This is a genomic window from Fodinibius salipaludis (assembly GCF_002287075.1).
Lineage (GTDB): Bacteria > Bacteroidota > Rhodothermia > Balneolales > Balneolaceae > Fodinibius > Fodinibius salipaludis.
The window spans coordinates 264,757-288,703 of the sequence record NZ_NSKE01000006.1 but is presented as its reverse complement, the minus strand read 5'-3'; the positions used below and the strand labels follow the sequence as shown (position 1 = coordinate 288,703).

Genomic DNA, 23,947 nt, shown 5'->3' with positions numbered 1-23,947 from the left:
ATAATCTGGATTTCTATAATGTCTAAAAAGATTCTCATACTGGATGGAAACTCAAGTCAATGTCTGCCATTGATGCGTTCTTTTTATAAAGGAGGCCATTGGGTTACATTGGTATGTCCAAGTAAACTTTGTTCTGGTTATTTCTCCCGATATGCCAATAAACGTATTGTTTGGTGTACAGTTACAGGGAACGAAGAACAGTATTACCAACAGCTGTTGGAACATGTTAAAGTCGAAAAATATGATTTAGTCTTGGGACTAAGTGATGCCAGTTCTGCTTTGTTAGCCAGTCACAAATCGGAAATAGAACAATATGTTCAAACCACTGTTCCCGATTATCCAATTTATTCTGTAGCGGCTGATAAATATTTAACCATGAAACTGTGTATGGAGCATAATATACCATGTCCAGTTTCTTATGCTGTCGACGAATTAGAAGATGATGATTACAAAATGAATCTAAAGTTTCCTCTTGTTTTGAAACCCAGGAAGGGAGTTGGGGCCGTCGGATTTACGATTTTAGAAGATCAGGAGAGCTTATTTGAGCAACTTCCTGAATTGAAAGAAAAACACGGCAAATTACTAATTCAGGAGTATATCCCTAATAAAAAACAATTTACGGTTGAAGCGTTTTGTGACGAAAATAGTGATCTAAAAGCCTGTGTAGTCTCAGAAAAAACTCGATTTTTTCCAGTGAGCGGTGGAACCAGCAGTTGTAACTTTTTGGTGGACCACCCTGCGGTGGTTTTAATCGTTGAAAAATTACTCAAAACTCTAAATTGGGTAGGTGTAGCTAACATCGATTTTGTATTTGATCCAAGAGATGGTATGCCAAAGGTAATTGAAATCAATCCTCGGATTGGTGCAACGGCAAAAATAGCATTTATGGCTGGTATTGACTTAGCAAAAATGTTATTGAGTTTGGCAGAGGGAAAAAAGTTGGCCAAATATTCCAGTCATGAAGAGGACATAGTCATGAGGAATTTGCTTCTTGATGTACTATGGTTCTTGTTTTCTTCATGGGAACAAAAGCGCATTACCTACCCTGGTTTTTCACAATTTTTTGGTAGAAAGGTGCACTATCAATCTTTTCGGATGGATGATCCTGCTCCCCTAATTGGATTTATATTAGGATACATTATGAAATATGCTAATTTGGATTTGCTAAACAAGAAACTTGGGGTTCAAACTAACTCAAAACTAAAAAGTAAAGTCAAAACATCTTGAAACCTACAAAGGCAGCATTTACGGTAGATGTAGAAGATGGCATCAGTATTGCCATGCGAGATATTTTTTCCGTTGAGTCAAGACAAACTGATAGAGTTGTTAGTTTAACGGAGAAAATTTTGGATCTGCTGGCTCGATATCAAACGCAAGGTACTTTTTTTGTTTTGGGGCAGGTTGCTGAAAAGTTCCCCCAACTTGTAAAAAAAATTGCCCAAGAGGGACACGAGTTAGGCGTTCACGGCTATAACCATTATCAGTTTTTTAGGATGACACGTAAGCAGGCTTTTGAGGAGCTTACAAAAGCCAAAAAGCTGATTGAGGATCTTACAGGCCATGAAGTTTTTGGCCATAGAGCACCTGCTTTCTCAATTACACCTAAAACCGAGTGGGGACTGGACGTTATTGCCGAAGCAGGCTTTAAGTATGACAGTAGTATTATGCCGGGTAGTGGTATGCGTTATGGTTGGTCAGGTTTTCCGAAAGACATCCATGAACTTAAAACTCCCTCCGGCATGAATCTCATAGAAGTACCGTTATCTACTGTAAAAGTATTTTGGAAAGATATACCAGTTTGTGGAGGAGGATATTTGAGGCTCTTTCCCTACGCTTTAACCAGGGCAGCTTTTGAAAAAATCCAAAAGGAACGACCTGTGGTCCTGTATATGCATCCCTATGAACTGGATACTCAAGATTATCCAGACTACTATTTTGACCAACTGAACAAGGTAGATCTGCTAACAAGGTATAAAATGAAATCAATGTGGTTTAACCGAAAATCGGTATATCCCAAGCTGGCACGACTATTGCAAAATTATGAATTCGGCACGGTCATTAATTTAGTTAACAATGATCACCAGATAACAGGTACTAAGGTATTTTAGATTTGGCTAACTCCTATGATGAGAGATTTTAAAAATGACTTTCTTTTAAACGCCAAAAACTTGGTCGGCTGGCGAACAAAGCGAAAGATTGTTGTATTTGCCGTCGATGACTACGGGAATGTTCGGTTACATTCAAAAGAAGCCAGAGAAAAGTTGGATCAGGCGGGACTGCCGGCTCATAACCGGTTTGATAAATTTGATGCCCTTGAAACCAGAACAGATCTTGAATCTCTTTTTAAGGTGTTGACATCCGTAAAGGATAAACACGGGAACTCTGCTGTTTTTACTGCATATGCGCTTCCTTGCAATATTAACTTTGACAAGGTAGCGGAAACCGGATATGAAGAGTATCACTACGAACGCCTACCGCAAACATTCCAAAAATTATCTGCATTAGATGTAACTGCATACGGCGGGACATGGGAATTATGGCAAGAGGGCATTGAGAAAGGTCTATTGGTGCCGCAGTTTCACGGTAGAGAGCATCTTAATTTGAAAGTATTCAATGAAAAACTTTTAGTAAAGGATCATGATTTGATGACCTGCCTGCAAAATAGATCCTTCACTAGTATTACGGGTAATAGTTACGAGACTATTTCTCCGATGGCAGCTTTAGATTTTTGGTCATTTGAAGAGAATGACCGTCTTCATTGGATTATTGAAGACGGTCTTGATCAGTTTGAAAAGGTTTTTGGTTATCGTGCCCGAAATTTCACCCCTCCTGTTTATAATGCTCATCCCGTTTTATATAAGACCTTGAAAAGGGAGGGGATAACTTTTATCGATACTGCCATGATTGCAAATGAGCATCAAGGGCACGGTAAATACAAAAGAAAATTTAACTACACTGGTAAAGAAATGGCCGCCAGCCTCTTGTCAATGGTGCGTAATGTTGTTTTTGAACCTACAGATGATAGAGGCGTGGATTGGGTAAAATATACACTTAAACAAATTGAAGCGGCTTTTCGATGGAATCGTCCCGCTATTATTAGTTCGCATCGGGTTAATTTTTGTGGCCATATTGATGAGAAAAATAGAGAAAAGGGTATTAACGCTTTAAGTGAGTTATTAAAGAAGATTACGGAACGCTGGCCTGATGTAGAATTTATAGCTGCAAATGAATTGGGAGATTTAATATTAGAGACTAAGAAATAAACTTAATAATTTTTGTAGTTGAGTATTTTTTACTTAATACGTGAATAAAATTAACGCTTTTCTATTTTAACTTTTGCGTTTTTGATCTGAAGGAAAAGTCAGAGAGAACAAAACCAGCCTAAAACTCATTTATGCCTTTGAATTCTTGATAACTAATAAGAATGGCATAGGTATTGTAGATAATAAGTGTGGGGATCTGATTTATAACTGACCTACATAAAATGAAAGTGAAAAGAAGTTTATATCTTGGCTATTATTTAAAAGAGTTAGACCGTGATAAGTTTAACATATTTCTCAATTACATTTCAAAACAAGAGGGGCAAAGGAAGTCATCAATTATTAAAGATATCATTACTTCAGTCTTTGAGTATAACATCTCTATTCTGGAGTATTTTCAGTTCCGTTTTTATGATCTTCCAAAAGAAGAACGAGCGTTGTGGGCGGGAACCGGTTATATGTATGAGTATCAATTAGCGATGAATCCCAAAAACCATCGTCATATTCTTGATGATAAAACACTCTTTTATAAGCAATACGAAAATTTCTTTGGGCATACCGTTGCAAGTATTGCTGATCTTCGGCAGAATTCTGATAAAGCCGAACAAATCCTAAATAATTCCTCGGGTAAGGTGGTATTTAAGCCAGCAGATGGCAAATGTGGGGCACAGGTTGTAATTAAAAATAGCAGTGAGTTTGACCGGTTTGGGATGATTGAATTTATGGAAGATCATGATTTGGGGCTAGTGGAGGAGTTTATAGTTCAGCATACCAAAATGAATCAGCTATCATCATCAGCGGTAAATACGGTGCGGATTATTACACAACTCAATGAGGAGGGAGGAGTTGATATTTTGGGTTGTCGTTTGCGAATCTCAGTAAATTCGCCTGTTGATAATATGGCGGCCGGAAATATGGCGGCGCCTATTGATGAGGATACAGGTATTGTTAGCGGGCCGGGGGTATACAGTGATATTACCAAGCCTGATCAGAATGACCATCCCGTTACGAATGTAGAAATACCGGGATTCCAGATTCCATTTTGGAAGAAAACACTCCAAATGGTAAAAGAGGCAGCATTACGGCATCCGCAAAATAGATCTATTGGGTGGGATGTGGTCATTACAAATAAAGGGCCGGGACTTATTGAAGGGAACCATGATTGGTGCAAATTACTTTGGCAGCTTCCGGTTAAAAGGGGGTTAAAGTCGATGTTAAAAGATTATGCCCATAGTCATGGTTTATAAACGCTACATAAAAAGGATTGGAGATATTATTGGCACATTGGCAATTTTTGTGATGATATCGCCCGTTTTTTTGGGTATCTCACTGGTATTGCTTCTTCAAAATAAGGGCAAGGTTTTTTTTTATCAGCAGCGTATTGGATACAAGGAAAAAGTTTTTGAGATCATCAAGTTTAAGACGATGACTGATGAAAAAGATCAGGAGGGAAATTTGCTTCCCGATATGGAACGCCTCACCCGTTTTGGAGAGTGGATAAGACACTTATCGCTGGATGAACTGCCGCAGCTTATAAATGTATTGAAAGGAGAAATGAGTTTAATCGGTCCGCGTCCGCTGTTACCTAAATATTTGCCTCTTTATTCTAAGCGGCAGCATCACCGGCATGACGTTAAACCGGGTATAACGGGCTGGGCCCAGGTGAATGGACGAAACTCTATTAGTTGGACCCAAAAGTTTGAGCATGACCTTTATTATGTAAAACATCAATCATTTTTGTTAGATTTAAAGATAGTAGGGTTAACAATATTAAAAGTGTTGCAGCGGGAGGGAGTGAATCAATCAGAAATACGTCCTATGCAGCCATTTGATGGTGATAATTAATGAAGAAAGAACTTTTTATTGTTGGGGCTGGCAGTGTAGGCGGACATATCGCTCATAATATTGTTGGGTATTCCGATGAATATAAAGTTGCCGGATTTTTTGATGACGATCTTCAAAAAGTTGGAAAAACACAGTTTGGAATTGAGGTGCTTGGAACTGTAAAAGATTTATTGAAACTCAAAAATGCCAATGTGTTGATAGGCATAGCTTTTCCAAAACTTAAACGAAAGATAATAGAATTACTATCCGTTAACCAGACGCTTAAATTTCCAACACTTATACACCCAAAAGCATGGATATCAAAGGGGGTATCAATAGGAAAAGGATGTATTATTTATCCGGGCACAACAATTAATTATGGTTCGGAAATAAATGACTTTGTTTGTATTAATATGAATTGTTCACTTGGTCATCATACTTTTGTTGGACGCTATTCCAGTTTTGCTCCAGGAGTAAATACGGGAGGGCATTCCATAGTAGAGGAGGGAACAGATATAGGTATAGGGGCATCTACTTTACAAGGTACATGCATTGGCTCAAATAGTATTGTTGGAGGACAGGCAATGGTCATTTCGGATGTAAAAGCTGAATCGACCGTAGTAGGTATACCAGCTAAATTGCTAAATAAAAGTAAATAAATTAATGCCTACTAAGCATATACTGAACTGAAATATAACCTGCAAAATACTCTATTTTGATTGGTGAATTAGAGCGAAGGACTCATGCTGAGCGTGTGAATTATATTATGGCAAATGTTGCCCCCCCCCTGAGTTACCGGCAATACATCGTTCGGTCGATAAATTAATGAGCCAGAACTTGTGGAGCTTTTGAAGCAGGCTTTGAAGACTATTGCAATCAGTTTGAGTGTGAATTAATCAGCATATTTACGGTTGATTACGAGAAGATATTCGGGAGTTCCCTAAAATTACTGAAATTAATATGTGTCATGTTGCTTTTACCTCAAGTATAGCGGCAGGAGGGGCTCAAGTAGTTTTCTCTACTTTCAAACAGTCAAATTTCAGGAAAGCCTACAAAGAATTGTGTTGTTGGAATAACTTTAGAAGTTTTGTTGTTATCTACCACAGAAAATAAATAGAAAATGTGACAGCCATATTGCGGTATTCAAAAGAAGGATTATTGGGATCATCACCGGAATTTATGGCGGATAACATGGCACGAGTTTCAAATCCCAGTTTGCGATAGTGACCGTGCTCAAATCCGAATCCGAAAACAGCTCCGGCATCGAATGTAGAAAATTGTGGTGCCACATCATTAGAGAATTCCCCTTCAAACTGAATTCCTACTGGAGCCCCCGTGTTTGTTCCTTTAAATTCGGCATTCAATAGATACGCGCTATAAAGACCTCCACTTAGATGAAAGGTCGTTTTGGCTCTTTTACGGCCATATATCGTTTGTTCTTTGGGTGCTGTGGTGAGTTGTAGCAACAGCGGGAGTTGAAGGTAGGTGAGGGCTGTTCTGCTTTCTGTCTGAAATACCGTACCTCGAAGTGTGAAGGTATCATCATATTTGGCGCCAAGGAGAATCAGTGACGGTTCGGCTTGTAGTCGCACTATTCGGGAAAGCTTGGTTCGGGCGACAAAACCAACATTGTATCCCACAGTAAAATCGGGCTTTAATTGTAGGTTTATATCATCTTCTATGTACGAAAAATTATTGAGGTGTGAACTTACAGACATTCCCCCGGTGATGCCCCAATCAATAGATTGGGCTTTTGTGGCATTGAAAATACCGGGTATGATAAAAAATGTTATAGTTGCGAGAATAGATAAGATTCGGATATTACGCATTGTTGTTTTGCGAAGTTAAAATGTAGGTTGATTTTTCAATCAGCATAGCCGCCAAACAGATTTTGTGTTTGATTAAAAGAGATATTCTCTTGGTAAATTTCTATAGCTTTGATCTACCAACAAGATCGACCTCCCTTCAGCTGCAATTTGTTTAGATAGTTAGATTATGCAATAATAGGTCCAAAATTATTCTAATGATCAGATTTTATTGTCTTTTGGTTAAGCTTTACCTGTGAGGAATGACTACCTGTTGTTGACGGATAGATTAGTAAAAATCAATAAGAGTTAGTATTAATTGGGAGAGATAGAGAATAAGAGTGAATTAACCTTAATAAGAAGAGAGAGTGCCAGATTAGTATAAAAAAGTGAATTCACAAGTAAATTTTACTCACATATCTGCATAAAAGTAACACTTAAGGCTCTTAATTTTATTTGCCCGATTTTATTAGAATAGTAACTATTCATTGATTTGGAAGGAGCTCTGGTCTTATTGGGAGGGCTATACTGATAGTATTTAGAGTTGGCATAACTATTGTATCACTGTACTTCACATAGTAACAGTTGGTGGTTTACCAATGTGATATTTTAAAACGTGATATATGAATAATGCCAATACTCGTATTTATCTATCTTCTCCCCATATGGGGGGTGATGAGTTGTATTATGTCCATGATGCATTTGAAAAAAACTGGATTGCTCCGCTGGGTGCGAACGTAGATGGATTTGAAACAGAATTGCAGGATTTTACGGGTATAGAACATGCTGCTGTTGTAACCTCCGGTACTGCTGCATTGCACTTGGCTTTAATGTTGTGTGGTGTTGAATCTGGCGACGAGGTCATTTGTCAGTCGATGACGTTTACTGCTTCTGCCAACCCGATTTTATATCAGGGGGCGACGCCGGTTTTTGTGGATTCTGAAGCAGAGACCTGGAACATGGACCCCGAATTACTGGAGAAAGCAATATGGGATCGCATCCAGAAAAAAGGGAAACCCAAGGCTATTATCGTTGTAGATTTATATGGAATGCCAGCTAAGATGGAGGCGATTATAAGGATTTCAGAGAAATACGATATCCCTGTTATTGAGGATGCGGCCGAGGCTTTGGGATCATCAATTGACGGACAACAATGTGGTACCTTTGGGTTGCTTTCAGTGCTGTCGTTTAACGGCAACAAAATTATAACCACTTCGGGCGGTGGTGCCTTGTTGAGCGATCAGCAAGAACTTATCGAAAAAGCTCGTTTTTTGGCAACACAGGCTCGTGATGATGCTCCTCATTATGAACATTCTGAGCTGGGGTATAACTATAGAATGAGCAATGTTTTGGCAGGCATTGGACGTGGACAGATGAAAGTTTTGGATGATAGAATAGCAGCACGAAGAAAAAATTTTAATTTTTACTTTGATGCACTGCAGGGTTCCTGGCTTGAACACGATTCGTTGGATTCCGAGTGGCAGGTTAATGATACTTCAAACTCAGGTATTTATTTCTTACCGGAACCCGAGGGCTATTTCAGTAATCGATGGTTGACTACGGTTCTCATAAAACCGGATGAGACCGGTGGTGTTAAGGCCGAAGAAATAAGAGTGGCACTGGAAAAAGAGAATATTGAATGTCGTCCGCTTTGGAAACCGATGCACCAGCAGCCGCTCTATAAAGAATATCCCCACTATGGTGCCGGAGTCTCTGATTGGTTATTTGAGTATGGACTTTGCCTACCTTCGGGGAGTAATTTAACGGATGCTGACCGAAGTCGTGTTGTTGAGGCTATATCAAAAGTACTACAGCCTAAAAACCTTCATTATCTAAAAAAAGACAGGCTATCAGGGTTCTAAATCTCGCGTAATAATTACTCGACAAATGATAAAAATAACACATTTATTCTGGGCTGGGAGTTGTGGTATGTTTTTCTTTATTGCTTTTCTTAAGTCGATTTTGTTTTCAAAGGGGGGTTATAATAAAACTGTAAATGCTTTTTGCCTACGGCTATAATGTTTGAACAAAAAATACAAATTGGCATAACTATTGTACTTACTCTTTAACGTGCAAGACATCAAAGAGTTAATAGGAGGGATAGGTATGAAAAATGGATTTTATCAAAATAGTAAAAAATATATGAACAGATTCACAAGAGGGATATTCCTTTTTATTGGAGATACGCTATCGCTGTTATTCTCTGCTATCATAATTTATTCGATTTTATCATCACTTAGTATCGCAGAAAAGCCCTTTCCAATTGCCCATACTACTATTATTGTTGGGTCGGTACTGATAGCTCTAATGTTTTTCAAAATGTATATGGTCAATTGGCGATATACAAGTTTGAATGACTTGGGCAGACTTGTGCTCGGGATTACAGTTGGAGGTGGAATATCCCTTGGCCTTGCTCACTATTTTATTGGCATGGGGAGTTATGAGGCCACTTTTACGGCCCTTGTGCTGACAAACGGAGTTATTACCGTGGGTGGTTTTAGAATCAGCAAGCGGATGTACTATGGGATAATTAAATCACAGAAAGGAAAGAACAAACACGCCATAATATTTGGGGGCGAAAATGAGGGAGAGCAGATACTTCGTGATATACTAACTAATGATCACTGGAATATATCGGTGCATGGTATTTTTGATGACCGGGTGACTCCTGGTCTGTTGCTACATGGCGTTCGTATTTTGGGTGGTAAAAAAGCGATGATTGAATACATTAAGAACAATCCTGTTGATCAACTTATCGTAGCTTTTCCACAATATCCAAAGAAAGATTTAAAAGTAATTATTGATAAGGTTAAGGAAATACGTCCGGAAATGGATATTAAAGTACTGCCTTCTTTCCATTCGTTGACGGATAATCCGGTTGGGGTTGAACATATCCGTGAGGTAAGTATTGAGGATATTTTGGGTCGTAAGCCGGTAAATATTGATTTACAAACTATCAAAGCGAGTATAACCGATAAAACAGTACTTATTACCGGAGCAGGTGGATCGATCGGGGGTGAACTGGTGCGGCAATGTGCTAATCTTAAGCCGGATAAATTGATTGCTCTGGATATTGACGAGACGGAATTGTTTTATATCGAAAATGAATTCAAAAAAACAGATGCCAACGTAATTCCTTGCGTCGCAAGTGTTACTGACAAGCAGAAGATTGATAAAATACTCGGTCATTATAAGCCCAGTATTATTTTCCATGCGGCAGCATATAAGCATGTACCTATGATGGAGAGCTTTCCTGAAGAGGCGGTAAAAGTAAATATTGGGGGTACCCGATTGTTGGCCTCACTGGCATGTAAACATGAGGTGAATAAATTTATCATGGTTTCTACCGATAAGGCTGTAAACCCGGCTAATGTTATGGGAGCAACCAAGCGTGTGGCAGAAGAAGTTTGTATGGCCTATAACGGGACTTGTACTACCAAGTTTATTTCGGTGCGTTTTGGAAATGTGCTGGGATCCCGCGGATCAGTAGTACCGATATTTATTGATCAGATTAAGAACGGCGGCCCTATAACAGTTACAGATCCTGAAATGATGAGGTATTTTATGACTATTCCCGAAGCCGTGCTGCTGGTTATGCAGGCTGGATCGATGGGGAGTGGGGGCGAAGTGTTTGTGCTTGATATGGGAGAACCCGTAAAAATATTGGATATGGCTAAAGACCTTATCCGGTTGCATGGGTTGATTCCGTACAGAGATATCCAGATAAAGATTACAGGGCTGCGACCCGGCGAAAAATTGTTCGAAGAACTTTTGAATTCCGAGGAAGGTGTAACTGAAACAGAACATGAAGAGATTTATAAAGCTGTTTGCAGCAGTAAGTTATCGTCTTCAGTATTGGAATCAAGAATTAATCAGCTTTTTACTTTGCTTGAAGATGATGAGGATTCAGAATCTCTACGATCGCTCCTGAAAATTTTAGTACCCACTTACACTTATAACGAATCCAAGAAAGAACCCATCCTGAAACGAGCAAAAAAGCCTGATGAATCATTACTAATAGGTTAGCATCAGCAGCATTAATTAATATGGTTTAAATATTTTAACACAGAGTAATAGCAATGTCCGATTCACTTCAAAAAAATGATGATCAGCCACAAAAGGGGCTGGCAAAATTCGATTATGTTCCTCATTATTCTGAGCCATCTCAGACAAATAATGGACTTGATCCTCAAAAAATTATAGGGCTCCTTTTACGATATAAGTGGCTGGTAATGTTTTTTCTGATTGCCGGTGCCACGGGAGCTTGGTTTTATGCCGATACTATTGATCCAGTATATGAAAGCAAGGGTTCGCTTTTAATAAGTCCGGCAGGAGGAGAAGCCAACAATGAGTTGTCACAAATAATATCTCAGACAACGGGTTTCGGCACCAGTTCTACGCTTGAAAATGAGCTACAGGTACTTCGTTCCAGAACCTTTGCTGAAAAAATAGCCACAGAGCTATTTTCTGAAGATCTGGAAAATGTTGAAGAGTTTCCGATCATGTGGATGGAAGAAGAAAATGGAGAGGTATATAAGGCTGGAGAAAATGTAGTGGCTTCACGGATTCGAAAGAATCTGAACTTTATGCAACCCGAAGAACGAAAGTCAGATGTAGTTGAAGTAAGGTTTCAAAGTACTTCGCCTGTTGAGGCTACAAAAATTGTTAATCTTGCAATGCAGGCTTATGTAGAAAATTCAACAAAACAAAATAGGGAGGCTGCAACATCTACGGCACAATTTCTGGAAAAAGAGAAGGCAGAGGTAAAGCAAAAGCTTGAAGAATCTGAACAAAAGCTTAAGCAGTTTATGGACGAAACAGGCATTGTTCAGGTTAATGAGCAAGCCAGCGGAATGATTAAGCAGGGTACTGATACTGAACTCGAACTGCAGCGCATAAATTTGGAATTACAGACCATAGAAAAGACCATTGAAAACTATGAAAGTCAACTTGAAAGAATTAAGCCAGGCCTTTCGGATCAATTTACAGATGCAGTCGGTCCAAAAATTAGAAAAGCACAAGAAGATCTGGCTCGTTTTGAAAGGGAGCGTACGCTTATCATTTCAAAGAATCCAGGGGTATTAGAAAGAGAACCGCTTCCACAGCGACTTCAATATTTAGACAAACAAATAGCGCGGTTGAAAAAAGAGATTAAAACCCTTTCCGATCAGCTATTCACTAAAGATGAAGAATTTATGGGAATGGATAGTGAAGACCGTGCGGAGATGGTATCCAATATACAGGCTAAACTGATGGAGCTTCGAATCCAGCAAAATCAGAATCAATCACAAAAAAAGGCCCTTCTTCAGTATAAAAATGAAATGGAGGGTGATATGAACTCGCTCCCCGAAGGCATGGTAAGGTTGGCCAAACTTAAGCGTGACGTCCAATTAAATGAAGAACTTTATATGTCTATATCCAAGAAATTTGCGGATATGTCGGTTTGGAAACAGTCTCAATTTGGGTTTGGTCGTATTATTGATTCTGGTCAGCTACCGAGTACCCCGGTAAGTCCCAACAAAAAGATACTGCTGCTGCTGGGTATCATGCTCGGCGGAGTGCTTTCAGCCGGATTTATTTTCATAAGAGAATTTGGTGATAACAGTGTTAGTAATGTAGGGCAACTCAAAACTATGTATTTACCCTCTGTAACCGTTGTCCCCAAATTTGAGAAAGTATCGAGACGGAAACGAAAGAAATATACTGTAGGGGCGGGTAAAATTCCTTCAGAAATAGTGTTGCTGCAAGATCGTTCAAGTCTTGCTTCAGAAGCTATTAGGCGGCTCAAAAACAATATTATCTATCAAAATGGAGATACGCCTCCCAAAACCATTGCGGTTACCAGTGCAGAAAAAGGAGATGGGAAATCGACGATTGTTTCCAACTTGGGCATTGCTTTTGCCGAGGAGGGATACCATACCTTAATAATTGGGACTGATTTCCGACGTCCCAAGCTTGGCAATTATTTTGGAATTAATGCCCAAAAGGGATTATCAGATTATCTCGACGGGCAACTTGCTCTTGAACGACTTATTCGGGATACGGATCAAAAAAATCTGAAGGTTATACTTGCCGGTAAAAATACAGAAACGCCCGAGATTTTGGGCAGCAGCATGCTTTTCAAACAACTTCTCAAGAAGCTGGAAAAAATGTATGATGTGATTATTCTGGATACTCCTCCCTTCGGTATTATCAGCGACTCAGCCTCAATACTGAAAGGGGCTGAGGCAACGGTTGTAGTAGCAAAATATCGAAAAACAAACAAAGGTATGTTGGTGCGAACTCTTGAGGAGTTGGAGCAAATCCAGGCCAATGTTGTAAATGTTGTCCTGAATGGGTTTGACCCCAGTAAGGAAACATCCAATTTCTATGGGCCGGGATATTATCAATCATTGTACAGTAATTACGAGGCGTATGTGGAATAACCGAAAGAAAGCCATTTAAAAGTATATCAACTAAGACTATTACCATTATTTGTTCACCTTTATCAACCTATTATGAAACGAAATCTTATCTATATAACACTTCTTACGATTATAGGAGTTTGTTCTCCACTTATTGTACAAGCGCAGCTACAGCTCGAAGAAGGGATGGGGGACCGGTATATTCGTGTAGCGGAAATTGGGCAACTGGCCGACTCTGTTAATGTTTGGGGGGATGTGGGGAGTTCGGGTCGATATATTATACCTGAGGAAACTACTCTTCCAGAGCTGATATCGTATAGTTTCGGATATACGCAGCTGCGCGGGAGGGATTCAAATATCGATTGGTCAAAAACGCAGATCGAAATTAAAGTATCTCGCTATAACGAAGATCGAAAATTAGTTGACGTCGCTTTTTTCAGATATCGATATCACGATCCGGAACCCGTTGAAATGTTTGAGTTTGATCTCCAGAATAACGACTTGGTTAGCGTGCAGGTAAGGCGCAAACCTTCGTTTACAGATTATGTAGGTGTTGTAGCCCCGGTGGTGAGTGTTATTGCTACCTCATTTCTACTTTTTGAAAACCTCAGGGGAAACTAATGACAAATACAATAATTTAAACTCATTTTATGGTGACAAAAGGTGTATAAAACGCTCAAAAAAATATTTTATGTTCTGCCCGCAGGAGACCCAATAAAACTTTCTGTACTTTTTATACTAATGCTTGTAGCAGCAGTACTGGAGGTAGCCGGAATCGGGATGATTCCCGCTTTCGTAGCTATTGTTGCCGACCCCGATCGGGTATTAGATGTAGAATGGCTGCAACCTCTGTTGGCTATGCTCGATATTACAGATTCTAAAGGTCTTTTAATATGGGGATCATCAGCATTAGTTGGTATTTTTATTATTAAAGGAGCTTATATAATCACTTTTAATTACTTTGAAGCGCGCTTTATCTTTAACCGTCGCTATACTATTTGCTTTAGGTTGATGCGATCATATATGCAGGCGCCATATATATTTCATCTCCGCCGAAATACTGCTGAACTGTTGCGGAATATCAGTCAAGAGATCAATGTATTAACTAATAATGTAATCACCACTATTTTAAAGATGGGCCGGGAGGGTGTTGTTGCCCTGGCTATATTGATATTTCTTTTTACCATGGAGCCGCTTATTACCCTTCTCGTAATTTCCCTTTCAGGATTTGGAGCAGGTACTTTTATTGCACTCAACAAAAAGAAAATGAAAGAGTATGGTGAAGAGGAGCAACTCCGGCGAATGGAAATGATTAAAGCCGTAAATCAGGGTTTAGGTGGAATAAAGGATGCGCGGGTACTAAATCGGGAAAATGAATTTATCGAAAAGTTCCGTTTCGAGGCTTACCGAAGCACCCGTCTGATGGCCCACCTGAGATTTATCCAGCAGATTCCCCGACCGGTGGTAGAAACAACAGCCGTACTGGGAATGCTGCTTATTGCTGTTTTAATGGTATGGCAAGGTCGGCCTATCGAGGCTATTATTCCCATACTTACACTCTTTGCTATGGCCACGGTTCGTCTTATGCCATCGGTACAACAGTTGGTAACGATGTACACCCAGTTGCGATATAATATTGTGTCACTTGACCCCATTTATAATGATCTCAAAGAGCTTTCTGAGCATAATACTCAGTTTGTAAAGGATCGGGACAGTACTCATAAGCTTCAGCTCAGAAAGGAAATTGTGATAAATGATGTGAGCTATTCTTATCCCGGCAGTGAAATAGAGGCATTAAGCGATATTTCAATTACAATTCCCAAGGGACAGGCAATAGCTTTTGTGGGAGCATCGGGGGCTGGCAAAACGACTATGGTGGACCTTATTTTGGGGTTACTTGATCCTAAGCAGGGACAAATACTTGTTGATGGTACTGATATCAGTAACAACCTCTCGGCATGGCAAAAAAATATCGGCTATATACCGCAATCTATTTATTTGGCTGATGAGACACTACGTGCAAATATCGCTTTCGGATTACCAAAAGATGACATTGATGAAGAAAAAATTCAAAATGCGGTTGAGCTTGCCCAGCTTGATACCATGGTGCAAGGGCTACCCGAAGGGTTGGATGCCGAAATTGGAGAACACGGCACTCGGTTATCCGGCGGACAACGCCAGCGGGTGGGGATTGCCCGTGCTTTATACCATGAACCCGATGTATTGGTAATGGATGAGGCCACATCTGCACTGGATAATATTACGGAAAAATTGATAACGGAGGCAATAGAGTCATTGAAAGGGGAGCGAACGTTAATTATGATTGCTCACCGTCTTACCACCGTTAAAAATTGTGATAAGCTATACTTCATGGAAGAAGGCAAAATCATACAAGAGGGAACCTATGAAGATCTGGTAGATACAAATATTAGATTTCGGGAGATGGCACTTGAAGCCTAAAATCTGATGACTATTAGTATTGGGTAAGATTTAGTGTGGGGGAGTAATATTTACTCTTTCACAATTTATAAAAAAGGCCTAAATAAGCACCTAATATATTTTTATAAGTTCAGAGAGGGGTATCTAAATTTGTAGCGAAAAATAGATTGATATGTGGGCTCTGGCACATTATTTGAAAGAGTAAAGAGTAGTAGAGATAGCTTAATGGCACTGGGTATCAAAAAAATAATATAAACTAAAAAGGGAGCAGAATATGAAAGCTGTGATATTAGCAGGTGGGTATGGAACAAGGCTAAGTGAGGAAACAAGTGTTCGTCCAAAACCCATGGTAGAAATAGGAGGGAAACCTATTTTATGGCATATTATGAAAATCTATTCGCACTACGGTATTAATGACTTTATCGTCTGCTGTGGATACAAGGGCTATGTGATCAAAGGATATTTTTCAAATTATTTTCTTCATCGATCAGATGTTTCATTCGATCTGAGAAATAATGAGATGAGGGTGTTACAAAATGGGGTTGAACCCTGGAATGTTACACTGATTGATACCGGAGATGGAACGATGACCGGGGGCCGATTAAAAAGAGTCAAAGATTATGTAGACCACGAAACTTTTTGTCTAACATACGGGGATGGCGTTAGCAACATCAATATATCTAATCTGATTGATTTTCACCGAGCCCAGGATACTCTTGCAACACTTACGGCAGTACAGCCGGAGGGACGTTTTGGTACGTTCAAACTGGGACATGAAGAGAGTAAAATTGATTCCTTTAAAGAGAAACCCCGGGAGGACAATGCCTGGATTAATGGCGGGTTCTTTGTATTGGAACCAGAGGTTATTGATTATATAGAAGGGGATGAAACGGTTTGGGAACGGGAGCCGATGGAACAATTGGCAAACATCGGAGAGCTCTGTGCCTTTCGCCATAATTCATTCTGGCATCCCATGGATACTTTACGGGATAAAAATCACTTAGAGGATTTATGGAAAGCTGATGAGTGTCCATGGCGCGTTTGGGAAAACGAATCAACACATGTCGAAGTCTAATAAAAATTGCCACATGAATAATTTTATAATTGTTGGCGGAGGGATCGTTGGGCTGGCGACAGCATACGCCATTAAAAAGGCAAATCCTGAGTCATCTATTCTTATTCTTGAAAAAGAAAAAGAGGTGGCATCACATCAGACCGGCAGAAACAGCGGGGTAATTCATTCCGGAGTATATTATGAACCGGGAAGTAAAAAGGCTGAGCTCTGTACGCGTGGCAGTAACAGAATGATGAGCTTTTGCCGAGAATTTGGCATAGAATATGATCAATGCGGTAAAGTCATTGTTGCTACCAGTAAAGAGGAGTTGCCATATCTGGATATCTTGGCCAAAAGAGGAACAAAGAATGGACTAAAGGTTCAGAAAATATCAAAGAGTGAGCTTAATGAGCTGGAACCCCATGTGAATGGAATTGCGGCCCTGCATGTGCCAGAAGCTGGAATTGTAAACTATAAAAAAGTTGCCGAGGCACTGGTTGAAGAATTAAAACAACGGGGTGTAGAAATTTCTTTAAACCAGCATGTTACGTCAATTAAAACAGTTGACAATCAATGCTATGTTGAAACAAAAGGTGCATCTTTTGAATGCGATTATGTAATAAACTGTGCGGGTCTGTACAGTGATACCCTTGCATCAAAAGCGGGTGTTGATATCCAGCATCGTATCATTCCATTCAGAGGAGAATACTACGAACTTACCGAGGAGCGGCGCCATTTGGTAAAAAATCTGATATATCCGGTTCCCAATCCCTCGTTTCCTTTTTTGGGGGTCCATTTTACTCGAATGATCGATGGCAGTATTCACGCTGGTCCTAATGCAGTACTTAGCCTCAAGAGAGAGGGATATTCGAAGTTTTCATTTGATGCATCGGAGGCTTGGAAATCATTGAGCTATCCTGGGCTTTGGAAACTTGCCGGACAACACTGGCAAGAGGGGTTCAGAGAGCTTTACCGATCATTTTCTAAAGCTGAATTTGTTAAAAGTCTCCAGAAATTGATTCCGGAGGTTCGGGCTGAAGATTTAGTTCCATCTCCTGCCGGTGTACGTGCCCAGGCGCTGAACCCGGATGGAACCCTGGTTGATGACTTTTTAATAAAGTACCACGGGAGAAGTATTCATGTTTGTAATGCTCCCTCTCCGGCAGCCACAGCTTCACTCGAAATTGGTGATTCCATAGCTGAATATGTAATGGATCATAAATCGAGCAAAGTATTGACCGCGTAATTTTCTGGAATATTCACAAGATTACTTGATAATTAACATTTATCGATACGGGGTAACACTATGATTTTTAATGAAACGGAATTAAACGATGCTTTCGTTATCGACCTTAAAAAGCTGGGAGATGAACGGGGATTTTTTGCACGAGCGTTTTGCGTAAATGAATTTAAGGAGCAGGGAATCGAATTCTCTGTTGCCCAGGCCAACGTCTCGTATAATCGTTATAAGCATACACTCCGGGGAATGCATTATCAGGAAGAGCCCTATGGAGAAGCAAAGCTGGTACGATGTACAAGGGGAGCGATCTGGGATGCTATTATTGATGTGAGGCCCGATTCATCAACCTACATGCAGTGGATTGGCGTTGAGCTTACCGAGCAGAACTATCGCATGCTGTATATTCCTGAGGGATTTGCTCATGGGTTTATCACACTTGAAGATGAAACAGAGGTAACATATCAGGTTTCGGAATTTTATACGCCGGGGGCTGAAAAGGGGATTCGATGGGATGACCAATCTTTCAATATTGACTGGCCGGCTGATCCTAAAATTATGTCAGAAAAGGATAAGAGCTGGTCGGATTTCAAAAAAATAATGAGAACATAAACTGTATTTAGGGGAGTATATATCATGATCATCGTAGATAAAGCATTAGAAAAAAGAGAAAAAGAGAATAATCCGATCAAGGTGGCCATGGTTGGAGCTGGATTTATGGGAAAAGGAATAGCCTTGCAGTTTCAAACTGCTGCGAAAGGGATGAGATTAGTGGCAATTTCAAATCGAACACTGGATAAGGCAACTGCGGCTTATGAAAAGTCAGGGATAGAAGCCGTTACCGAAGTAAATTCACAAGGGGCACTGGACGAGGCCATAAAACAAGAGAAAGCAGCCGTAACAACTGACCCCTTATTATTATGTGAATCTAAAGAAATTGATATTATTATCGAAGTAACCGGAGCTGTACAGTTCAGTGCGGAAGTGGTTTTAGCTGCAATCCGTAATAAAAAGCATGTGGTGTTAATGAATGCTGAATTGGATGGCACAGTAGGGGCCATGTTAAAAGTTTATGCAGATCAGAATGACGTGATTATTACGAATGTTGATGGAGATCAACCCGGCGTTATCATGAACTTGTATCGTTTTGTAAAAGGAATTGGTGTTGAGCCCGTATTATGTGGAAACATTAAAGGTTTGCAGGATGAGTATCGAAACCCCACAACACAAGAAGGGTTTGCCAAAAAATGGGGGCAGAAACCTTCCAAGGTTACCTCATTTGCAGATGGTAGTAAAATTTCATTTGAGCAAGCTATAGTGGCTAATGCAACCGGCATGAAAGTGGGTAAACGGGGAATGTACGGTCCAACTGTAGAAACGGGAACTCCGTTAGAAGAAGCCATTAAAGAATATCCCGATGAACTTCTGAATATAGAAGAGGGCGCAGTGGACTATATAGTGGGCGCTACTCCGGCTCCGGGTGTATTTGTTATCGGCACTCACGATCATCCCCAGCAGCAACATTACCTGAATTTGTATAAACTTGGAGAAGGACCGTATTACTGTTTCTACACCCCTTATCACCTTTGTCATTTTGAAGTTCCAAATACTGTGGCTCGGGCCGTATTGTTTGATGACGCCACAATTGCACCTTTGGGGGCTCCAGTCGTAGAGGTTGTGACTATAGCCAAGAAAGATTTGAAAGCTGGCGAAGAGATTGATGGGATCGGTCATTATATGACCTATGGTGTGTGTGAGAATGCAGACATTGCCGATGCAGAAAACCTTTTACCGTTAGGGGTTGCAGAGGGATGTGTTTTAAAAAGAGATATTAAAAAAGATGCCGCCCTGACGTATGATGATGTGGAGGTGCCGGAAGGACGACTGATCGATCAGCTTCGCAAAGAACAGAAAGAACATTTTGGTGTGTTGCAGGAGGTATAGAAAAAGGGTTAAAAAAGTACGGGGTAAACTACATAATGGCATTAAATAAATTTGATCTGGAAATAGTTAGCAGTAATGGAAAGGCTAATCCTGCTATATTTTTTAAAACTATAACAGAGTGGCTAAATAGGGGATTTGAAGAGCACAAAACATCTATTGCTCTACATTTTGGGAATGAGGGGTTAACCTACGAAGAGCTTTATAAACTGTCGAATACTATTGCGCACTATCTTATTGCTCAAGGAATAGGTAAAGGAGATCGTATTGGAATAAGCTTGGATCGATCTCCTGAAATGATAGCAAGCATTATCGGTATTCTTAAAGCAGGGGCTGCATATGTACCTTTGGATCCGCACTATCTGATTGACCGGCTCCAAATAATGAGGGAAGATGCCGGATTGAGCCTACTGATTGCTCATAAAAAATTCTCCGATCGATTTGAAATAAATTCGGATCAGGTTTTTTTCTGGGAGAAAATAGAGAGAGAATTAGGCAAATATTCTGATTTGTCTCCCTCGGTGGATATCAGTGGAGAGGATGTAGCTTATGTCATTTTTACGTCTGGCTCTACCGAACGTCCCAAAGGGATTGAGATGCCACATCGCGCTTTATCAAATCTAATAGATTGGCAGCTTGGACGGGAATATTTTAAGAGAGAGGCTAAAGTATTCCAGTATAAGTTTTGATGTTTCATTTCAAGAAATTGCTACGACTATTGCATCAGGAGAGACGTTATTTTTAATAAATGATAATGAGCGGCGAGATCCTCGAATTTTGCTAAAGATCCTGAGCGATCTTGAAATAGAGCGTTTATTTATTCCGTTTGTAGCACTTCGGAGTTTGATTGAAGTAGCAATTACAACAGACAGAATACCCGGCTCATTAAAAGAAGTGATTACAGCCGGTGAACAACTGCGTGTTGATGCTGGTTTACGACAGTTCTTCACGAAACTGTCCCATTCGGTGCTTGAAAACCAGTATGGTCCTTCCGAGACACATGTGGTATCAGCTTATTTGTTAGATCAGGATCCTTCAACATGGTCTGATCTTCCTCCTATAGGTAAGCCCATAAAAAATACTGATATTTATATTCTGGATGAGAGTTTAGAACCGGTAAATAAAGGAGAGACCGGGGAACTATATCTTGCCGGTCAGAACCTGGCCCATGGATATATAGGAAGAAAGGAATTAACAGATAATGTATTTATCCCTAATCCCTTAGATAAATCCGATCATCCAATTTTATATAAGACCGGTGATCTGGGATTCTATAATAAAGACGGGGATATTGAATTTTTAGGTCGGGCCGATCATCAAATAAAAATTCGAGGATACCGAGTAGAGCCCGGTGAAATAAATATAGTAGGAGCACGATATCCGGGTATTGTCCAGTGTATTACCCATGCAGTGCATGATCAGGAAAGCCATCCACAACTGGTGATATATTATGTTCCACAAAAAGCCGGTGAAATTAATGAAGAAAAATTTAAAGCTTATCTGGATGAACAGTTGCCGGACTATATGATGCCTGCTTTCGTTATGAAAATTGAAAATATCCCCTATACACCAAGTGGCAAAGTGGATTTTAAATCGTTACCAACACCAGATAAGCAAGTATCCGATGCCGAAGGAAAAATAGACTACCAATCTGATACTGAGTCTCGCCTCGCTAAAATTTGGCGTGATTTATTAGGGTTTCAAAGCATATCTCGATCTTCTGATTTCTTTAATCTGGGGGGAGATTCACTGAATGCAGTTACACTGTTTATGAAAATTGAAGAGGAGTTTGATAAGTATCTTCCTCTTTCAACTCTTACTCAGGCTTCAACTATTAAAGATCTTTCGAAAATAATCGATGGAAGTAATGAGGCTATAGATTTTGGTAGGTTCAGATCTTTGCAGGTAATCCAACTTGGGAAGCCCGATAAAGTGCCCCTGTTTATGGTTCACGGCGGTGCTGGTAATGTACTGATGTTTAATGATTTAGCTAAGGGATTGCCCGGTGATCAGCCTGTTTACGCATTTCAATGGCCGGGATGGGATGGTTTTAAAGGGGAGGATGATATTATTGAGATGGCAAAGTTCTATAAAAAAGAGCTTCGTGAAGCTTTCCCTGTCGGTCCATATAGATTAGGAGGACACTGTGTGGGAGGTATTATCGCTATTGAAATAGCAAAACTGCTAAAAGAAGAAGGGGCTGAGATCTTGGATCCTATATTAGTTTCGGATGCCCCTAATTTACATTCTCAATATTATTGTGCTGATGAACCGGAATCTGCGAACTCAGATAAAGTAGCTTTTAAGAAGATGAGTGATAAGTTAGATTTGGAAATAGCTGAAGCTCCAAATGGAACTGATATTCAAAAAGGAAGAAAGCCACAAAATAAAGATGTCAAAAAAGATGATCATTCAATGAGGCGTTATCCTTTGTTGGCAAAATATATGCCTTTCTATTTTAAATTGGGTGGAATGGTATTAAAACTTGAGGATAAGTTGCAGTTATTGAAAATATCTCTATATGAAAAACTTTCAATAAAGATTCCTGCTGAGGACCGGCATCGATATAGTGCTATCTCTCAGTTAGCTGCCATTAAAAAGCATGAGAAAACCATTTATGAAGGAGATATTCTTTATCTAAAATCAAATGTAGTCTATGGCCGCTCGATGGGACTCCAGGGATGGTGGGATGATATTTTCTTTGGGTTTCGAGAGATGTGTACAGGCCAATTTGATGCGCATATAATAGGCGGTCAACATAACGATGTACTCAAGAGAAGCAGTGCACATCAAATTATTAGAAAAAAGATGTTTGGAGATGATTGATTCCAGCGATGTAATAGGCTTAATACCTGCAGCAGGTTTTGCAACCCGCATTGCTCCGATGCTTTCATGCAGCAAAGAAATGCAATCAGTCACTCTGCCTGATGGCAGCTCGCGGGTGGTTTCATCTTTTTTATTAGAAGCCCTGCAATATGCCAATGTCAAAAAGACCTATTTTATTCTCCGTCGTGGGAAATGGGATATTCCCGAATATTTTAGCAATGGTTATCAATCCGAAATGGACCTTGCGTACATTGTAAGTGAAGCCACCCAGGGGGTGCCGTTTACGATAGATAAAGCATATCCATTTGTAAAGGAAAGTAGAGTGTTATTGGGTTTCCCGGATATCATTTTTAAACCAGTAAATGCTTACCAAAAAATACTTGATTGTCAGCGCAGTTCAGGGGCAGACCTTGTTTTAGGATTGTTTAAAACGGATAAGCCGGAGAAGGCTGATATGATAGGGTTTGATGCCCATGGAAACATTAATGAGATTTTGATAAAGCCCAAAAAAACTGGTCTTCTTTATACGTGGATCATGGCCGCATGGACGCCTGCATTCTCTCGATATATTCATTCTTATGTACAAGATGAACGGAGATCCCACACTTCTCAAAAGGAATTATACCTTGGAGATATTGTAAAAAAAGCTATTTATGACGGACTGAGTATGGCGTATGTTAAATTTGATGAAGGGGCATTTATTGATATCGGTACTCCGGCTGAATTGGAGAAGGTGAAGGATGAAAATTGGATGACTCAGTTCTATTCAGATACAAACTTCAAAGGTATCCTTGAGGTCTGAGTTTATAGCTCTTCTTAACACTCTACACGTCTTTATATCTTATAAAAGACAGAGTAAAAATTACTCGTCACAAATTAAAAAATAACCCACTAATTGCACATTAGTTAAGGCTATTCGCTGCTAAATAAATAAAGCATTTCTTTTGGTGAAACTAATGTACCTGTGACAGCTTAAAAAGCTTCTTTTTCTTTTTTGAGATTACCACAGTAAGAAAGTGCTGAAAATGGCATAAGTATTGTAATATAAGTAGTAAAAGAAGCTCTTAGTGCAATAATCAATTGGAGAGAGGTATGATAATCTGTGCCGAGAAATTCAGGCAGACTTTTAATGATTGCTTGTTAAAACATTAAGACAA

The 23,947-nt window shown here is 39.8% G+C and carries 19 protein-coding genes; 18 read left to right on the top strand and 1 reads right to left on the bottom strand.

Going from position 1 to position 23,947, the window contains the following annotated elements:
• The first annotated feature begins 18 nt into the window (after nt 1-18).
• From CK503_RS10190 to CK503_RS10165, 6 genes are all read left to right on the top strand, one after another.
• Nucleotides 19-1,227 carry a carboxylate--amine ligase gene (locus tag CK503_RS10190; RefSeq protein WP_095606702.1) on the top strand — a complete coding sequence of 403 codons (1,209 nt, stop codon included), beginning with the start codon at nt 19-21 and terminating at the stop codon, nt 1,225-1,227.
• Nucleotides 1,224-2,108: a polysaccharide deacetylase family protein gene (locus CK503_RS10185; protein ID WP_095606701.1), complete on the top strand. Its 885-nt coding sequence runs from the start codon at nt 1,224-1,226 to the stop codon at nt 2,106-2,108. The genes CK503_RS10190 and CK503_RS10185 overlap by 4 nt, the downstream gene beginning before the upstream one ends.
• Nucleotides 2,109-2,123: 15 nt before the next feature.
• The gene (locus CK503_RS10180; protein ID WP_095606700.1) at nt 2,124-3,263 is read left to right on the top strand and encodes a hypothetical protein; all 1,140 of its coding nucleotides are present in this window, start codon (nt 2,124-2,126) and stop codon (nt 3,261-3,263) included.
• A gap of 221 nt (nt 3,264-3,484) precedes the next feature.
• Nucleotides 3,485-4,507 (top strand): sugar-transfer associated ATP-grasp domain-containing protein, encoded by a 1,023-nt coding sequence (locus tag CK503_RS10175; protein WP_095606699.1) that lies wholly within the window; start codon nt 3,485-3,487, stop codon nt 4,505-4,507.
• Complete coding sequence (locus CK503_RS10170; protein WP_284697547.1) at nt 4,485-5,105, top strand: sugar transferase; 621 nt, start codon at nt 4,485-4,487, stop codon at nt 5,103-5,105. The genes CK503_RS10175 and CK503_RS10170 overlap by 23 nt, the downstream gene beginning before the upstream one ends.
• Nucleotides 5,105-5,743 carry an acetyltransferase gene (locus CK503_RS10165; protein WP_095606697.1) on the top strand — a complete coding sequence of 213 codons (639 nt, stop codon included), beginning with the start codon at nt 5,105-5,107 and terminating at the stop codon, nt 5,741-5,743. The genes CK503_RS10170 and CK503_RS10165 overlap by 1 nt, the downstream gene beginning before the upstream one ends.
• A 438-nt stretch (nt 5,744-6,181) precedes the next feature.
• Here the strand turns inward: CK503_RS10165 and CK503_RS10160 are convergent, their stop codons facing one another.
• On the bottom strand, nt 6,182-6,913 hold the full coding sequence (locus CK503_RS10160; protein ID WP_095606696.1) for an outer membrane beta-barrel protein: 732 nt from the start codon (nt 6,911-6,913) through the stop codon (nt 6,182-6,184).
• Nucleotides 6,914-7,512: 599 nt separating this feature from the next.
• Between CK503_RS10160 and CK503_RS10155 the strand changes: the two genes are divergently transcribed.
• The 12 genes from CK503_RS10155 (at nt 7,513) to CK503_RS10100 (ending at nt 23,592) form a co-directional block, all read left to right on the top strand.
• Nucleotides 7,513-8,751 (top strand): DegT/DnrJ/EryC1/StrS family aminotransferase, encoded by a 1,239-nt coding sequence (locus CK503_RS10155; protein WP_095606695.1) that lies wholly within the window; start codon nt 7,513-7,515, stop codon nt 8,749-8,751.
• A 280-nt stretch (nt 8,752-9,031) separates the two neighbouring features.
• Nucleotides 9,032-10,915, top strand: a complete 1,884-nt coding sequence (locus tag CK503_RS10150) for a polysaccharide biosynthesis protein (protein WP_176466283.1) — start codon at nt 9,032-9,034, stop codon at nt 10,913-10,915.
• A 53-nt stretch (nt 10,916-10,968) separates the two neighbouring features.
• Nucleotides 10,969-13,314 carry a GumC family protein gene (locus CK503_RS10145; protein WP_095606693.1) on the top strand — a complete coding sequence of 782 codons (2,346 nt, stop codon included), beginning with the start codon at nt 10,969-10,971 and terminating at the stop codon, nt 13,312-13,314.
• 72 nt (nt 13,315-13,386) lie between these two features.
• The gene (locus CK503_RS10140; RefSeq protein ID WP_095606692.1) at nt 13,387-13,914 is read left to right on the top strand and encodes a hypothetical protein; all 528 of its coding nucleotides are present in this window, start codon (nt 13,387-13,389) and stop codon (nt 13,912-13,914) included.
• Between the two features lie 120 nt (nt 13,915-14,034).
• Nucleotides 14,035-15,753, top strand: a complete 1,719-nt coding sequence (locus CK503_RS10135; RefSeq protein ID WP_095606691.1) for an ABC transporter ATP-binding protein — start codon at nt 14,035-14,037, stop codon at nt 15,751-15,753.
• A gap of 253 nt (nt 15,754-16,006) precedes the next feature.
• Nucleotides 16,007-16,807 (top strand): glucose-1-phosphate cytidylyltransferase, encoded by an 801-nt coding sequence (gene rfbF, locus CK503_RS10130; RefSeq protein WP_095606690.1) that lies wholly within the window; start codon nt 16,007-16,009, stop codon nt 16,805-16,807.
• 13 nt (nt 16,808-16,820) lie between these two features.
• Nucleotides 16,821-18,032: an L-2-hydroxyglutarate oxidase gene (gene lhgO, locus CK503_RS10125; protein WP_095606689.1), complete on the top strand. Its 1,212-nt coding sequence runs from the start codon at nt 16,821-16,823 to the stop codon at nt 18,030-18,032.
• A 60-nt stretch (nt 18,033-18,092) separates the two neighbouring features.
• A complete protein-coding gene (rfbC, locus tag CK503_RS10120; RefSeq protein ID WP_095606688.1) occupies nt 18,093-18,635 on the top strand; it encodes a dTDP-4-dehydrorhamnose 3,5-epimerase in 543 nt (180 codons plus the stop codon).
• Nucleotides 18,636-18,659: 24 nt separating this feature from the next.
• Nucleotides 18,660-19,967 carry an NAD(P)H-dependent oxidoreductase gene (locus CK503_RS10115; RefSeq protein WP_095606687.1) on the top strand — a complete coding sequence of 436 codons (1,308 nt, stop codon included), beginning with the start codon at nt 18,660-18,662 and terminating at the stop codon, nt 19,965-19,967.
• Between the two features lie 35 nt (nt 19,968-20,002).
• On the top strand, nt 20,003-20,653 hold the full coding sequence (locus CK503_RS10110; protein ID WP_095606686.1) for an AMP-binding protein: 651 nt from the start codon (nt 20,003-20,005) through the stop codon (nt 20,651-20,653).
• Nucleotides 20,601-22,790 carry a non-ribosomal peptide synthetase gene (locus tag CK503_RS10105; protein WP_095606685.1) on the top strand — a complete coding sequence of 730 codons (2,190 nt, stop codon included), beginning with the start codon at nt 20,601-20,603 and terminating at the stop codon, nt 22,788-22,790. The genes CK503_RS10110 and CK503_RS10105 overlap by 53 nt, the downstream gene beginning before the upstream one ends.
• Complete coding sequence (locus CK503_RS10100) at nt 22,783-23,592, top strand: nucleotidyltransferase family protein (RefSeq protein WP_095606684.1); 810 nt, start codon at nt 22,783-22,785, stop codon at nt 23,590-23,592. The genes CK503_RS10105 and CK503_RS10100 overlap by 8 nt, the downstream gene beginning before the upstream one ends.
• The last annotated feature ends 355 nt before the right edge of the window (nt 23,593-23,947 follow it).

What these genes read in the sequence shown, in the direction of transcription:
- CK503_RS10190 (WP_095606702.1), top strand. Translation starts at nt 19, where the DNA reads ATGTCTAAAAAGATTCTCATACTGGATGGAAACTCAAGTCAATGTCTG.
- CK503_RS10180 (WP_095606700.1), top strand. Translation starts at nt 2,124, where the DNA reads ATGATGAGAGATTTTAAAAATGACTTTCTTTTAAACGCCAAAAACTTG.
- CK503_RS10175 (WP_095606699.1), top strand. Translation starts at nt 3,485, where the DNA reads ATGAAAGTGAAAAGAAGTTTATATCTTGGCTATTATTTAAAAGAGTTA.
- CK503_RS10170 (WP_284697547.1), top strand. Translation starts at nt 4,485, where the DNA reads ATGCCCATAGTCATGGTTTATAAACGCTACATAAAAAGGATTGGAGAT.
- CK503_RS10165 (WP_095606697.1), top strand. Translation starts at nt 5,105, where the DNA reads ATGAAGAAAGAACTTTTTATTGTTGGGGCTGGCAGTGTAGGCGGACAT.
- CK503_RS10160 (WP_095606696.1), bottom strand. Translation starts at nt 6,913, where the DNA reads ATGCGTAATATCCGAATCTTATCTATTCTCGCAACTATAACATTTTTT.
- CK503_RS10155 (WP_095606695.1), top strand. Translation starts at nt 7,513, where the DNA reads ATGAATAATGCCAATACTCGTATTTATCTATCTTCTCCCCATATGGGG.
- CK503_RS10150 (WP_176466283.1), top strand. Translation starts at nt 9,032, where the DNA reads ATGAACAGATTCACAAGAGGGATATTCCTTTTTATTGGAGATACGCTA.
- CK503_RS10145 (WP_095606693.1), top strand. Translation starts at nt 10,969, where the DNA reads ATGTCCGATTCACTTCAAAAAAATGATGATCAGCCACAAAAGGGGCTG.
- CK503_RS10140 (WP_095606692.1), top strand. Translation starts at nt 13,387, where the DNA reads ATGAAACGAAATCTTATCTATATAACACTTCTTACGATTATAGGAGTT.
- CK503_RS10135 (WP_095606691.1), top strand. Translation starts at nt 14,035, where the DNA reads ATGCTTGTAGCAGCAGTACTGGAGGTAGCCGGAATCGGGATGATTCCC.
- rfbF (WP_095606690.1), top strand. Translation starts at nt 16,007, where the DNA reads ATGAAAGCTGTGATATTAGCAGGTGGGTATGGAACAAGGCTAAGTGAG.
- lhgO (WP_095606689.1), top strand. Translation starts at nt 16,821, where the DNA reads ATGAATAATTTTATAATTGTTGGCGGAGGGATCGTTGGGCTGGCGACA.
- rfbC (WP_095606688.1), top strand. Translation starts at nt 18,093, where the DNA reads ATGATTTTTAATGAAACGGAATTAAACGATGCTTTCGTTATCGACCTT.
- CK503_RS10115 (WP_095606687.1), top strand. Translation starts at nt 18,660, where the DNA reads ATGATCATCGTAGATAAAGCATTAGAAAAAAGAGAAAAAGAGAATAAT.
- CK503_RS10110 (WP_095606686.1), top strand. Translation starts at nt 20,003, where the DNA reads ATGGCATTAAATAAATTTGATCTGGAAATAGTTAGCAGTAATGGAAAG.
- CK503_RS10100 (WP_095606684.1), top strand. Translation starts at nt 22,783, where the DNA reads ATGATTGATTCCAGCGATGTAATAGGCTTAATACCTGCAGCAGGTTTT.